This is a genomic window from Streptomyces sp. NBC_00435, from assembly GCF_036014235.1.
GTDB lineage: Bacteria > Actinomycetota > Actinomycetes > Streptomycetales > Streptomycetaceae > Streptomyces.
Genome location: NZ_CP107924.1, coordinates 6,757,391 through 6,770,287, shown reverse-complemented (window position 1 = coordinate 6,770,287; position 12,897 = coordinate 6,757,391). Strand labels below are relative to the sequence as shown.

Below are 12,897 nucleotides of genomic sequence, written 5' to 3'. Positions count from 1 at the left end.
GCTCCTCGATGAGCGAGCGGACGGCGCCCGACGGCGTGTACCGGGTACGCAATGCGGCGAGCGGGCTGCTGCTCCAGGTGGAGAGCGGCAACCGGGTGTGCGTCGGGCCGGACGGCGAGCCGGCCGCGGCCCGGCTGTGGGAGATCACGCCGGTCCACAGCGGCGGCGGGATCTTCCACCTGGTCAGCGTCCACAACGGCAAGCGGCTCGACGTGGCGAACGCCTCGACGGAGAGCGGCAGCCGGGTCCAGGTGTGGAAGGCGAACGCCTTCGGGGCGCAGGAGTGGGTCGTCGAGGAGCACCTCGACGACCCGGGCGTCGTCTCACTGATCGCCGCGATCAGCGGCCTGCCGCTGGAGGCGGACGCGGAGGGCCGGGCCCGCCAGTACGAGGACACCGACTCACCGGCCCAGTGGTGGCGCCTGGAGCCGGTCTAGGGCCTGTCAGGCCGTGTCCCGGCGCGGGTGCCGGGCCGTCCGTGCCCCCGCGCCGGGCCCGCGCCGGTCAGTCCCGTACGAAGGCGCGCAGCCGGTACGCCGGTTCCGCGCGCGGGGTGTCCTGGTCCGGGAGGAGTTCCAGCCGGTCGGCGAGCTCGCGCGGGGAGATTCCGCGCGGGCGGACCCGGGAGGCGTACTGCCCGGCGAGCAGCGCGGCCGCGCTCCGGCGCGGGGTGCGCCCCTGGCCGTGGCCGGTGAAGTGGGCCTCACCGGCCGGGCGCAGGCCGGCCGGTGCCGCGTGGGCGGCGACCTCCGCCGCGGCGTCGGCGGGGGTCGGGGTGAGGTGGGGTGCGAGCACGGCGTCGATGTCGCTGCCGACGTCGTGGGCGGAGTCCTTGTCGACGGTGGTGACGAACACCCCGCCGGGCCGCAGCACCCGCCCGGCCTCGGCGATCACGGCGGCCACCGCACCCGGTGCCCGCAGCAGGTGCAGCAGCCAGACCGCGCTCACCGCGTCGAGCGAGCCCGCGCGGACCGGGAGCCGGGTCCCGGAGGCGAGGACCACCGGGACCCCCCGGGCGAGCGCGACGGCGGCCATCCCGTGCGAGGTGTCCAGCCCGAGGACGCGCAGTCCGGGGCGGGTGGCGGCGATGCGGGTGGTGACGATGCCGGTGCCGCAGCCGAGGTCGAGCAGGGTCGCGGTGACCGGCGGGAGCAGGCCGAGGACAGCGGCGGCCGCGGCCTCGGCGCGCGGGACCCCGCCACGCGTGGCGTCGTAGGCCCCGGCCTCGGCGTCGTAGTCGAGCAGGGCCCGCGGCACCGGGTCACGCGGCGGCACGGCCCACGGCATCAGGCGGCGCCGTGGGCGGGGGCGAGGGACTCCACGCGCTCGGCCAGGGCGAAGTCGGCGTCGGTGACGGCGTCCCCGGCGTCGTGGGTGTTCATGGAGACGCGGACGGTGTTGTAGCCGAGGGTGAGGTCGGAGTGGTGGTTCAACTCCTCCTGCACGGAGGCGATGTGGCTGACGAGGGCGCTCGCCGCGAAGTGGCTGCCCAGCCGGTAGGTGCGGAAGATGCGGTCGTCCTCGAAGGCCCAGCCCGGGAGTTCCCGCAACCGGTCCTCGATCTCCTTCTGCGACAGCGGCTCGCTCGACATCCGCAGGCTCCTTCCCCATACGCGTACGCGACTGCCCGATTGACCTGACGTGAGGTCAAGGTTCCCACAGCTCGGGCTGGAGGGAAGGTTTCGCGCCATAGTGCGTGCGGGTACTTCCGCGCCTTCCGTGACCATCGTGGCGCCCCTATGCTCCTGCGCCGGACGTGACTGTTACCGCTGGTAATACCGCTGGCGGTGCCGCTGGTACCGAGGGAGCATCATCGTGACGCGCACAGGAAATTCCAGGCGCACGTTCATCGCGGGGGCCGCGGCCACCGCGGGCGCGTTATCCGGCGCCGGGGCCCTGGCCACCCCGGCCGAAGCCGCCACCGGAGCCGCCGGGGTCGCGGCGAAGGCCGCCGGCAGGCCCGCCGCGGCCGGGCCGCCCCGCAGCGTGGCGGTCCTCGGCGGCGGGGTCGCCGGCCTCACCGCCGCGCACGAGCTGGCCGAACGCGGCTACGCCGTCACCGTGTACGAGCGCCGGGCGCTCGGCGGCAAGGCCCGCAGCATGAACGTGCCCGACAGCGCCCGGGGCGGGCGCCGCCCGCTCCCCGCCGAGCACGGCTTCCGCTTCATCCCGGGGATCTACCACAACCTGCCCGACACGATGCGGCGCATCCCCTTCCCCGGCAACGCCAACGGCGTCTGGGACAACCTGGTGGCCCCGCGCGAGATGATGTTCGCCCGGGCGGGCGGCCGCGAGGACCTGCGCGCACCGATCCCCTGGCCGGAGCACTCCCCCGCCGAGCTGACCCCCGAAGAACTGCGCCGGGCCCTCACCGGGATCCTCCAGTCGCTGGTCCGGCTGCCGCCGCACGAGACCGCGTACTTCGTCGACCGCGCGCTCGTCTTCCTCACCAGCTGCGACGAGCGGCGCGACGAGCAGTGGGAGCGCACCCCGTGGTGGGAGTTCACCCGGGCCGCCCGGATGTCGAGCGAGTACCAGCGCATCCTCGCCATCGGCGTCACGCGCAACATCGTGGCGACCAAGGCAGAGGAGGCCTCCACCCGTACGGTCGGCACGCTGGGCGAGGCTTTCGTCTTCAACCTGCTGGGGCGCGGCGCGGACGGCCCGCCGGACCGGATCCTGAACCTGCCGACCAACGAGGCCTGGATCGACCCGTGGGAGACCCATCTGCGCTCGCTCGGCGTGGAGTTCAGGATCGGCTGGACGGTGCGCGAGGTCCGGTACGGGGACGGCCGCGTGAGCGGGGTCCTGGTCGAGGACCCGGCCGGCGCCGCGCGGACCGTCACCGCCGACCACTACGTCAGCGCGCTGCCCGTCGAGCACGCCCGCCGCACCTGGAGCCCGGCGCTGCGGGCCGCCGACCCGATGCTCGGGAGGTGCGACCTGCTGGAGACCGACTGGATGACCGGCATCCAGTTCTACCTCACCGAGCGCGCGGCCCTCGTGCACGGACACCTCAACTGCATCGACTCGCCCTGGTCGTTGACCGCGATCCAGCAGGCCGAGCACTGGACCTCGCGCAACTTCCCGGCCGACTACGGGGACGGCACGGCGGTGGACTGCCTGTCGGTGGACATCTCCGAGTGGGACAAACCCGGGATCCTGTACGGGAAGACGGCCAAGGAGTGCACCCGCGAGGAGGTCGCACGCGAGGTGTGGGCGCAGCTGAAGGCCTCGCTCAACGACACCGGGCAGACCCTGCTGTCGGACGGGAAGCTGCACTCGTGGTTCCTGGACCCGGGGGTGGACGGGATCGGCACGCCGCACCCGACCAACCAGGACCAGTTGCTGATCCATCCGACCGGGACCTTCCACAACCGACCGAGCGCGGGGACCCGCATCCCGAACTTCTTCCTCAGCGGGGACTACGTGTCCGTCGACATCGACCTGGCGACGATGGAAGGAGCCAACGCCTCGGCCCGCGCGGCGGTCAACTCCCTCCTGGAACGAGACGGTTCGGCGGCCGGGCGGTGCACGGTGAAACCGCTGTACCGGGCCCCGGAGGTGGAGTCCCTCAAACGGCACGACCTGTGGCGCTACCGGCTGGGCCTGCGGAACGTCTTCGACCTGGGGTGACCCGGCTGGGCTAACGTCGTGGCATGACGACTGCTGCGCCGTTGACGGTAGGCACCTTGCTGCGCACCTGGCGGGAGCGGCGCGCGATCAGCCAGCTGGAGCTGGCGGGCCGCGCCGACTCCTCCTCCCGGCACATCAGCTTCGTGGAGACCGGCCGCTCGCGGCCGAGCGAGGAGATGGTGCTGCGCCTCGCGGACCATCTGGACGTACCGATGCGGGACCGCAACGCCCTCCTGCTGGCGGCCGGTTACGCGCCGCGGTACGCGCACACCCCGCTGGACGACCCCTCGATGGGCGTGCTCCGCGAGGGGCTGGAGCGGCTGCTGACCGGCTACGAGCCGTACCCGGCGCTGGTGGTGGATTCCACGTACGACGTGGTGGCGGCCAACCGGGGGATCATGATGCTGATGGAGGGGCTGCCCGAGCACCTGTTGGCGGGACCGCTGAACGCCATGCGGCTGACCCTGCATCCGGAGGGTCTCGCCCCGCGGATCCGCAACCTGCCCGAGTGGCGGGGTCACCTGCTGGCCCAGATGGAGCGGCAGATCGCACTGGCCCGCTCGGCGCCGCTGCGCGCCCTGTACGAGGAGGTGGCGGCGTATCCGGTGGCCGCGTCGCCGGACCGCCCCGGCGGCGACGGCACCGGCGACGGCACCGGACCGGACGAGGCGGTCCCGTACATCGCGCTCCCCCTGCGGATCGAGCACGACGGACACCTGCTCTCCTTCGTCTCCTCCATCTCGACCTTCAACACGCCGATGGACGTGACCGTCGCCGAGCTGGCCATCGAGACACTGCTCCCGGCCGACCCGGCGACGGCGAAGTACCTGCGGTCACTGATTCCCTGAGCGTGCCCGCGGCGCCAGCCGCTGGAGGAGGGCGACGAGGCTGAGGACGGCCCGGCCCCAGCGGCAGCCCCTGCCCGACTCCGAGCAGCCGGCCGAGGGGCGCCGGGGCCGTGGTGCGCATGCCGCGTCCCCACCTTTTTTGAGACGGACGGCAAGAAAGGTTGGGGGGCACCCTGTTCCGCAACGGAACCGGGGGATAGGCTTCACACAGAGCAACCAGATCGAACCTTCTCTCTACTGACGGAGAAACACCCGGTGCTAGCCGCCGCCCGACCCGACCTCACCGCGGCCCGGGCCCGTGTCGCGGCACTGGCGGAGCGGTGCGGCCGGGACCCGGAGCAGGTGCTCGCGGTGGAGCGCCTCAGCCATCTGTCCGGGGTCGATCCGGCCCGCGTCCCCCGGGTGCTGGCCGGCACCGCCGCCGAGCTCCCGCTGTGCGAGCGGGTGCACCGGCGGTTCCTGCGGCTGCGCGCCACCCGCCGCGACAAACACGGCCGGGAGTGGTCGCTCTCCGCCATCGCCGAGGACTTCGACGCCCCCGGCGCATCCCTCGGCCCGCTCAACGCGGGCACCGGACTGCCCCGGCTCGGCCACGCGGCCGGCGTGCACCGGTTCTTCGGGGTCTACGCCGGCTTCCTGCTCGCCGACAGCAAGAGCGCGGTGGAGCGGGCCCTGGCCACCAGCGGCTCCGGCCCGGGGGGCCGGGCGGACGGCGCCGCGGACGACCTCGAGCGCCTCTCGTACCTCACCGGCATCACCCCGGAGGGCATCCGCCTCACGCTCGACGGCAATCCGCCCGAACTCCCGCTGAAGGAGCAGGTGCGCCGGCGCTTCGAGCACCTGCGCCGCACCCGCCCCCGGGCGGACGGGCAGGCCCACTCCCTCTCAGCCATAGCCGGATCCTTCGACGCGTCGGGCCAGTCGCTGACCCGCCTCGCCCAGGGAGAGGGGCTCCCCAACCTCGCGGCGGCCGCCGGGATCCAGCGGTTCTACGGAGTGGAGAGCGGGTTCCTGCTCGCCGACGACACCGAGGCGCTGGCCGACGCCCTCACCGGGATCGAACGCGACATGCACGCCGCGGAACGGCCCGCCGAGAACCCGATGCTCGCCGTGATGCGGGCGCACGACGTGCGCAGCATCGTCACCCGGGCGGGCCGGCTCTCCCCGGCCGGATGGAAGTCGCTGGCCGACCACCTCGACGATCTGCTGGCGCGGGAGGGACAGTTGGGCCGGCCCGCCGCCGCACCCACCACGCCCTCCGCGCCCGCCCCACGCCGTGCGGGCCACGACGGAACCGCGGGCCGCGCCCCGGACCGTACCGGCGACCACGACCTCACCACCCATGCAGGAACCGCCGAGGGGGAAGCGCGATGAAGACCACACGGGCCATGCGGAAGCTCGGCGACGATCTGCTGGACGCCGCGCACCTGACCCCACCCGCTGAGGCCGCCGACATCCTCGCAGGCCTCTGCGGCGCCTACGCGGGCCTCCGCGGCGGGCGCCCGGTGGAGTTCCGGTTCGCCTCCTTCCCCCCGGACACGGCCAGCGGGCTGTGGCTGGGGATGGACGACCGGGACCTCCTCGTCATCGAGGAGCGGACCCGGCCCGAACACCAGCTCGTGATCGCCTGCCACGAGCTGTGGCACATGGACGAGGGCACCTGCGGCCGCCACGGCCCGGGCATGACCGTGGCCGCCCGGCTGACGGGCCCCCACGGCGGCCTCGCCGAACTGCTGCGCTCCGACCACGGGCTGGGCTCCGTGGTCCGCCAGGCGGCCGCCCGTGCCGACCGGGAGGATCCGGCGGAGATCCGCGCGGAGACCTTCGGACTGCACCTCGGCAAGATCCTCAAGGCGTTCCTTCCACCATCCCGGGAAGAACAGGTCCCCGAAGCGATCGAGCGGATCAAGAGCTCGTTCGGCTGGGGACGTTGAGCACGGTCCCGGTGACCACACCCACCGGCTGACCACCGCCTTCCCCACGCCGCCGCACTTCCTCCGCCGATGCGCCTTCGCACGGCCTGACAGAGAGCACCACACGATGACCCAGTCTTCCCCGCCCCGCCACGCCGTCGTCATCGGCGGCAGTCTGGCCGGCTTGCTCGCGGCAGCAGTCCTCGCCGAGCACACGACGGTCACGATCATCGAAGCGGACACCCTGCCGGACGGCCCCGAGCCGCGCCGCGGACTCCCCCAGGCCCGCCACACCCACCTCCTGTGGTCGGGTGGCGCACGCGCCATCGAGGAGATCCTGCCCGGCATCACCGACGACTGGACCGCCGCCGGCGCCTTCCGCCGGAGCCTGCCCACCGACCTGGTCACCAAGACCGCCCAGGGCTGGCTGCCGCGCCACGACGAGATGCAGTTCAACATCTCCTGCAGCCGCGACCTCCTCGACTCGGTGATCCGCTCCCGCGTCATCGGACTGCCCGGGGTCACCACCCTGCAGCAGACCCGGGTCCGGGCCCTGGAAGGGACGGCCGAACGGATCACCGGGGTCCGGGTGGACACCGACGGTGAGGAGAACCGTCTGGTCACCGCCGATCTCGTGGTCGACGCGAGCGGTCGCGGCTCCCGGGCCCGCGCCTGGCTGCAGGCGCTCGGCGTCAGCGGGCTCAGGGAGGCCCGGGTGGACTCCGGGCTCGTCTACGCGACCCGCATCTTCGAGGCGCCCGAGGGTGCCCACGCCATGGGCTTCCCCATCATCAACGTGCAGTCCGACCCCCGGGTGCCCGTACCCGGCCAGACCGCGACGATCGTCCCGATCGAGAACGGGCAGTGGCAGGCCACCCTGTCCGGCACCCGCGGCGGCCAGCCCACCGCCGACCCCGAGGCCTTCATCCCGTTCGCCAAGGGGGTCCGCGACCCCATCGTCGGCGAGCTCCTCGAGGGCAGGAAGCCGCTGACCGACGTCGCCGTCACCCAGGGCACCGCCAACCGGCGGATCTTCTTCGAGAAGGCCGAACTCCCCGACGGTTTCTTCGCCGCCGGCGACTCGGTCGCCACCTTCAACCCGCTCTACGGCCAGGGCATGACGGTCGCCGCCCAGGGCCTGCTGGCCGTCCGTACGCTGCTGCGCGCCAAGGGACTGGCGCACCCGTCCATCGGCCGCGAGGCGCAGCGGGCCATCGCCCCGCAGGTGGCCGTCGCCTGGGACCTCGCCACGTCCCAGGACATCCTGTACCCGGGTGCCACCGGGATGGAGCCGCGCACCGGGGCCGGACTGCTCAACGCGTACGTCGACCGGCTGATGACGGGCGCCACCACCAAGGAATCGCTCACCGCCGCGCTGCTCCAGGTGATCACCATGAACCGGGCGCCCACGTACTGGGTCCGCCCGGGCGTGGTCTGGGAAGTGCTGCGCGCCTCCGGGCAGGGCGCCCTGAAGGCGGCGCCGCTGACCTCCGCCGAGCGCAGGATCGCGGGCCTGGACCAGGACGGCCCGGCCGCCCCCGCGATCCCCGTCGAGGTCCCGGTGCAGTCCTCCGGCGTCCCCGACGCCTCCCTGCTCTCCGAGGTCGACACCGCGGGCCCCGCCGACCCCATCGGACAGGCGCGGTGATCGAAAGCCTGGTCCTCTACGTGCCGGGCGTGGTGATCGCCACGGCTCTGATCATCAAGGCGCCGACCTTACGAAGGGGCTGGGACCAGCCCCTCATGCGCGCCGTCTGCACCCTGCTAGTCGTGGGCTCCCTCGCCGTGTTCCTCTCGGCTCCCCCGACCATCGTGGCCGTCAACCGGCTCACCGGAGTCGTCAACTTCTCGGCCCCCTTGGTGTACAGCCTGCTCACCGCCTTCTCCGGCGCCTGCATCGTGCTGATCCTGCACTGGAGCGGCAGCCCGACCCCGGGGGTGCTCCGGGCCACCCGACTGACCGTGGTCGCCTACGGAGCCGTGGCGGTGGCGATCGTGGTGCTGTTCGCCATGGGCGACGCTCCGGACGAGCGGCTGCGCGACATGGACACGTACTACGCCAACGCGCCCTGGCTGCGCGAGATGATCGCCTGCTACCTCACGGCGCACACCGTGGGCAGCACGGCGCTCACGGTGCTGTGCTGGAAGTGGCTGCGCCGTCTCGACCCCTCGATGCGTCCGCTGCGCACCGGGCTCGCCCTGCTCATGCTCGGCGGGGCGTTCGACCTGGCGTTCCTCGTCGTGAAGTGGACGGCGGTGGGCGCGCGCTGGAGCGGCCGGAACCTGGACCACCTGTCCACGTACGTCGCGCCTCCCCTGGCCGCCGCCGCGGCCCTGCTGGTGGGCGCCGGGTTCCTCGTGCCGCTGGTCGGCGGTTCGGCGCCCTGGCAGGACTACAGCCGCTACCGGCGGCTGCGGCCGCTCTGGGCGGCGCTGCGCGGGTTCTCCCCGTGCGGGATGCGGCCCGTGCCGCTGACCTGGTGGTCGCCGGTCGGAATCCGGTTGATCCACCGCGAGTCGGTGATCGACGACGGCATCCTGGCCCTCGTGTACTGGTTCGACCCCGCCGTACGCGAAGGGGCGTACGAGGCCGCGCGCGCCCAGGGCCGGCCCGAGGAGGAGGCCTGCCTGGTGGCGGACGCCGCCATGCTCGCGGCCGCCTGCCAGCGCCGGGCGGCGGCCGACCGGGTGGGCGCCTGCGCGGACGAGGCCGGCCCGGGCTGCCCGAACCCGTACCGCCTGGACTCGAGGCCGCTGACCGAGCTGGCCCGGGAGTTCCACGCCTCCCCGATCGTGGCCGAGGCCCGGCGCCGGGCCTCGGCGGTCTGATCCCTCAGGCGGTCGTCAGTGCCGCCCCGCGGCTGCCGGCGGCCTCCGCCGCCTCGCCCGTCAGCACCTTGAGCCGCTTGGTGAAGAGGACCATCACCGCGCCGGCCGCGATCACCAGGGCGCCCTGCCACAGGAAGTTCCAGCTCTGACCGATGACCGCGTCGAGCCGGGGCAGCTGCGCGCCGATCGCGTCCCCGGTGGCGGCCGCGAGGAACCAGACGCCCATCATCTGGTTGGTGAAGGCGCGCGGGGCGAGCTTGGTGGTGACCGACAGGCCGACCGGGCTGAGGCACATCTCGCCCATCACCTGGATGACGTACACGCCCACCAGCCACATCAGCGAGACCTTGACCCCGCTGGAGGCGATGGCCGCGGCGCCCGACATGACCACGAAGGAGGCGCCGGTCAGCAGCAGGGCCAGGCCGAACTTGAACGGGGTGCTCATGTGCTTGCCGCGCCGTACCCAGAAGGCGGCGAAGACCGGGGCCAGAACGATCACGAACAGCGAGGGCAGCGACTGGGTCCAGCTGGCCGGGATGTGCCAGCCCAGCAGGGACAGGTCGGTCTTCTGGGCGGCGAAGAGGTTCAGCTCGTTGCCCATCTGGTCGTAGACCAGCCAGAACAGCGTGGCGGCCAGGAAGAGCCAGACGTAGGCCCGCAGCCGGGTCTTCTCGACCCGGTCGGTCTTGGGGCTGCGGTACATCGAGAGCAGCACGCCGGCCGGTACGACGACGGCGACGATCGTGAGCACGAAGGTGATGTTGTCGATGCTCAGGGCGTGCGAGGCGGCCAGCAGGGTGATCAGCACTGCCGTGAAGACCAGGCCGTACGCGGAGGACCTGCGCATCTTGGCCCGCTCGGCCGGGGTGAGCCCGACCACGGGTTCGGCGCGCAGCTGCTGCGAGAGCCGGCGTCCGCCGACGACGTACTGGACCAGGCCGACGGCCATCCCGACGGCGGCGGCGCCGAAGCCCAGGTGCCAGTTGACCTCTTCGCCGAGGTAGCCGACGACGAGCGGGGCGATGACCGCGCCGAGGTTGATGCCCATGTAGAAGATCGAGTATCCGGCGTCGCGCCGCTGGTCGTCGTCGGCGGCGTACAGCCGGCCGACGAGGGCGGAGATGTTCGGCTTGAGGAGCCCGGTGCCGATGACGATGAGGACCAGGCCGGGCCAGACGAAGACCGGGTTCGGTACGGCCATGAGGGCGTGGCCCGCCATGATGACCAGGCCGCCCCACATGACGGCGCGGCGGGCGCCGAGGAACCGGTCGGCGATCCAGCCTCCGGGCAGCGCCAGCAGCGAGATCATGGCCATGTAGACGCCTTCGACGGCCTCGGCGGTGCCCTCGTGGAGTCCCATGCCGCCGTGGCCGCGGGAGGCGGCGAGGAAGTGCACGAGGATGGCGACCATGCCGTAGAGGCTGAAGCGCTCCCACAGCTCGGCGAGGACGAGGGTGGCGAGTCCGCGCGGGTGGCGCTTCCCGCCCACCGCCACCGCGTCCGCGTCCGGTCCCGAGGTCTTCTGCATATCCATCGATGCGTTCACATATTCATTGCAGCGCTCGCACCGGATGCCCGGATCGGTCTTTCGGCCGTTACCGGGGGAAACGGGAACGCCCCGGGCCCGAGGGCCCGGGGCGTTCGGCCCGCGAAGGCGCGGTCAGAGGTCCGCGAGCGCCAGCCCGGCCTGCGCGGCGGCCGCCTGGACGGTCTGCTCGAGCAGCACCGCGATGGTCATCGGGCCGACTCCGCCCGGCACCGGGGTGATCAGCGAAGCGCGGGCGGCGGCCGACTCGAAGTGGACGTCTCCGACGTTGCCCTCGTTGTAGCCGGCGTCCAGGACCACGGCGCCCGGCTTGATGTCCTCGCCCCGGATGAACTCGGCCTTGCCGACGGCGGCGACCAGCACGTCCGCCTGACGCACGATGGACGGCAGGTCCACGGTGCGCGAGTGGCAGTAGGTGACGGTGGCGTTCTGCTCCAGGAGCAACATCCCGGCCGGCTTGCCCAGGATCGCGCTGCGGCCGACGACCACGGCGTGCTTGCCGGTCAGGTCCACGTCGTAGGCCTCCAGCAGCCGCATGATGCCGCCGGGGGTGCAGGAGACGAAGCCCGGCAGTCCGAAGCCCATGGCGGCGAAGGAGTGCATGGTGACCCCGTCGACGTCCTTGCCGGGGGCGATGGCCTCGAAGGCGGCCCGCTCGTCGATGTGGTGCGGGACGGGGTGCTGGAGCAGGATCCCGCTGATCTCGGGGTCCTCGGAGAGCGCGGTCAGGGTGGCGACCAGCTCCTGCGTCGTCGTCGCGGCCGGCAGCTCGACGTGGCGGGAGGTGATCCCGGCCTTGGCGCAGCGGTTCTGCTTCATCTTCACGTAGGTGACGGACGCGGGGTCCTCGCCGACCAGCACGGTCGCGAGACAGGGCGCGGTACCCGTGCGCTCGGTGATCTTCGCGGCGTAGCCGGCGGTCCGCTCCGAGATGCGGCGGGCGAGGGCGGTGCCGTCCATGAGCCGGGCGGTCTGTTCCTGAACGGCCGGTTCCTGAACGGTCTGTGCCTGAACGGCCTGTGCCTGAACGGTCTGGGCAGTCGTCATGGGGTCTCCTGAGCGTCGCTGCGGGATCGCGGTTCGCCCAGGCGCGCGGCAGTCGACGTACGGGAGCACGCCGGGCCGCTCCCCGGTGGTGATCCACCCGAACGCCAGTCACGGCCCGCCGCCCAGTGTAGGCGAACGCCCGGAGACCCCCGAGACCCCGGGGATCCGGCGACCCGGCGACCCCGGCGGGGCCCGGCAGTCCCCGCGGCCCCCGGGCCCGGCAATCCGGTGGATGACCGGCGCCCGGCCTGGGACGATCGAGACATGACGCGCACATTCGACCACCTCGTCGCGGAAGCCGAGTCCGTCTCGGTGGACGGCTGGGACTTCTCCTGGCTCGACGGCCGCGCCACCGAGCAGCGCCCCTCCTGGGGCTACCAGCGCCTCCTGGGGGAGCGTCTGGCGCGGGCCCGCTCCGCGCTGGACATCCAGACCGGCGGCGGCGAGGTCCTCGCCGGATCCGGGCCCCTGCCAGCGCTGACGGTGGCCACCGAGTCCTGGCCGCCGAACATCGCCAGGGCGACCCGACTGCTGCACCCGCTCGGCGCGGTGGTGGTCGCGGACGCCGACGAGCCGCCGCTGCCCTTCGGCGACGAGGCCTTCGACCTCGTCACCAGCCGGCATCCGGTGACGATCTGGTGGGAGGAGATCGCGCGGGTGCTGCGGCCCGGCGGCACCTACCTGTCCCAGCAGGTCGGTCCGGCGAGCGTCTTCGAGCTCGTCGAGTACTTCCTGGGCCCGCAGCCGGAGGCGGTCCGGCGCGGCCGGCACCCCGACGACGCGGTCGCCGAGGCCACGAAGGCGGGACTGGAGGTGGTCGATCTGCGCTCGGAACGGCTGCGGACCGAGTTCAACGACATCGGAGCCGTGATCTACTTTCTACGGAAGGTGATCTGGATGGTGCCGGGCTTCACGGTCGGGCAGCATCGGGACCGGTTGCGCGAGCTGCACGAACAGATCGAGCACGAAGGCCCGTTCGTCGCGCACACCGCCCGATTCCTCATCGAGGCCCGCAAAACGGGCTGACAAAAAGGGCGGACGCGACCACCACCGATCGGTTGCCCGGTCACAGCGTGGC

The 12,897-nt window shown here is 72.9% G+C and carries 12 protein-coding genes and 1 riboswitch; of the genes, 8 read left to right on the top strand and 4 right to left on the bottom strand.

Going from position 1 to position 12,897, the window contains the following annotated elements; genetic code table 11:
- The first annotated feature begins 8 nt into the window (after positions 1 to 8).
- Positions 9 to 437: an RICIN domain-containing protein gene (locus OG389_RS30565; protein WP_328301680.1), complete on the top strand. Its 429-nt coding sequence runs from the start codon at positions 9 to 11 to the stop codon at positions 435 to 437.
- Between the two features lie 67 nt (positions 438 to 504).
- Here the strand turns inward: OG389_RS30565 and OG389_RS30560 are convergent, their stop codons facing one another.
- Positions 505 to 1,245, bottom strand: a complete 741-nt coding sequence (locus OG389_RS30560) for a class I SAM-dependent methyltransferase (RefSeq protein ID WP_328304223.1) — start codon at positions 1,243 to 1,245, stop codon at positions 505 to 507.
- A 41-nt stretch (positions 1,246 to 1,286) separates the two neighbouring features.
- Positions 1,287 to 1,592, bottom strand: a complete 306-nt coding sequence (locus tag OG389_RS30555; protein ID WP_328301679.1) for a 4a-hydroxytetrahydrobiopterin dehydratase — start codon at positions 1,590 to 1,592, stop codon at positions 1,287 to 1,289.
- 223 nt (positions 1,593 to 1,815) lie between these two features.
- Here OG389_RS30555 and OG389_RS30550 point away from each other — a divergent pair, with 223 nt between their 5' ends.
- The 6 genes from OG389_RS30550 (at position 1,816) to OG389_RS30525 (ending at position 9,226) form a co-directional block, all read left to right on the top strand.
- Positions 1,816 to 3,636 (top strand): hydroxysqualene dehydroxylase, encoded by a 1,821-nt coding sequence (locus tag OG389_RS30550; protein ID WP_328301678.1) that lies wholly within the window; start codon positions 1,816 to 1,818, stop codon positions 3,634 to 3,636.
- A gap of 23 nt (positions 3,637 to 3,659) precedes the next feature.
- A complete protein-coding gene (locus OG389_RS30545; RefSeq protein ID WP_328301677.1) occupies positions 3,660 to 4,484 on the top strand; it encodes a helix-turn-helix domain-containing protein in 825 nt (274 codons plus the stop codon).
- Between the two features lie 255 nt (positions 4,485 to 4,739).
- Positions 4,740 to 5,858 carry a hypothetical protein gene (locus OG389_RS30540; RefSeq protein WP_328301676.1) on the top strand — a complete coding sequence of 373 codons (1,119 nt, stop codon included), beginning with the start codon at positions 4,740 to 4,742 and terminating at the stop codon, positions 5,856 to 5,858.
- A complete protein-coding gene (locus OG389_RS30535; protein ID WP_328301675.1) occupies positions 5,855 to 6,418 on the top strand; it encodes a toxin-antitoxin system, toxin component in 564 nt (187 codons plus the stop codon). Before OG389_RS30540 ends, OG389_RS30535 begins: the two co-directional genes overlap by 4 nt.
- 106 nt (positions 6,419 to 6,524) lie before the next feature.
- A complete protein-coding gene (locus tag OG389_RS30530; protein ID WP_328301674.1) occupies positions 6,525 to 8,045 on the top strand; it encodes an NAD(P)/FAD-dependent oxidoreductase in 1,521 nt (506 codons plus the stop codon).
- Positions 8,042 to 9,226 (top strand): MAB_1171c family putative transporter, encoded by a 1,185-nt coding sequence (locus OG389_RS30525; RefSeq protein ID WP_328301673.1) that lies wholly within the window; start codon positions 8,042 to 8,044, stop codon positions 9,224 to 9,226. The genes OG389_RS30530 and OG389_RS30525 overlap by 4 nt, the downstream gene beginning before the upstream one ends.
- A 4-nt stretch (positions 9,227 to 9,230) precedes the next feature.
- On the opposite strand, the gene OG389_RS30520 is transcribed toward OG389_RS30525, so the two are convergent.
- Both OG389_RS30520 and OG389_RS30515 read right to left on the bottom strand, forming a co-directional pair.
- Positions 9,231 to 10,772, bottom strand: a complete 1,542-nt coding sequence (locus OG389_RS30520; protein ID WP_328301672.1) for a peptide MFS transporter — start codon at positions 10,770 to 10,772, stop codon at positions 9,231 to 9,233.
- Between the two features lie 114 nt (positions 10,773 to 10,886).
- Complete coding sequence (locus OG389_RS30515; RefSeq protein ID WP_328304221.1) at positions 10,887 to 11,732, bottom strand: bifunctional 5,10-methylenetetrahydrofolate dehydrogenase/5,10-methenyltetrahydrofolate cyclohydrolase; 846 nt, start codon at positions 11,730 to 11,732, stop codon at positions 10,887 to 10,889.
- 115 nt (positions 11,733 to 11,847) lie between these two features.
- Positions 11,848 to 11,941, bottom strand: a riboswitch (ZMP/ZTP riboswitch).
- Positions 11,942 to 12,083: 142 nt separating this feature from the next.
- On the opposite strand from OG389_RS30515, the gene OG389_RS30510 reads away from it, so the two are divergent.
- Positions 12,084 to 12,845, top strand: a complete 762-nt coding sequence (locus tag OG389_RS30510) for a class I SAM-dependent methyltransferase (protein ID WP_328301671.1) — start codon at positions 12,084 to 12,086, stop codon at positions 12,843 to 12,845.
- The last annotated feature ends 52 nt before the right edge of the window (positions 12,846 to 12,897 follow it).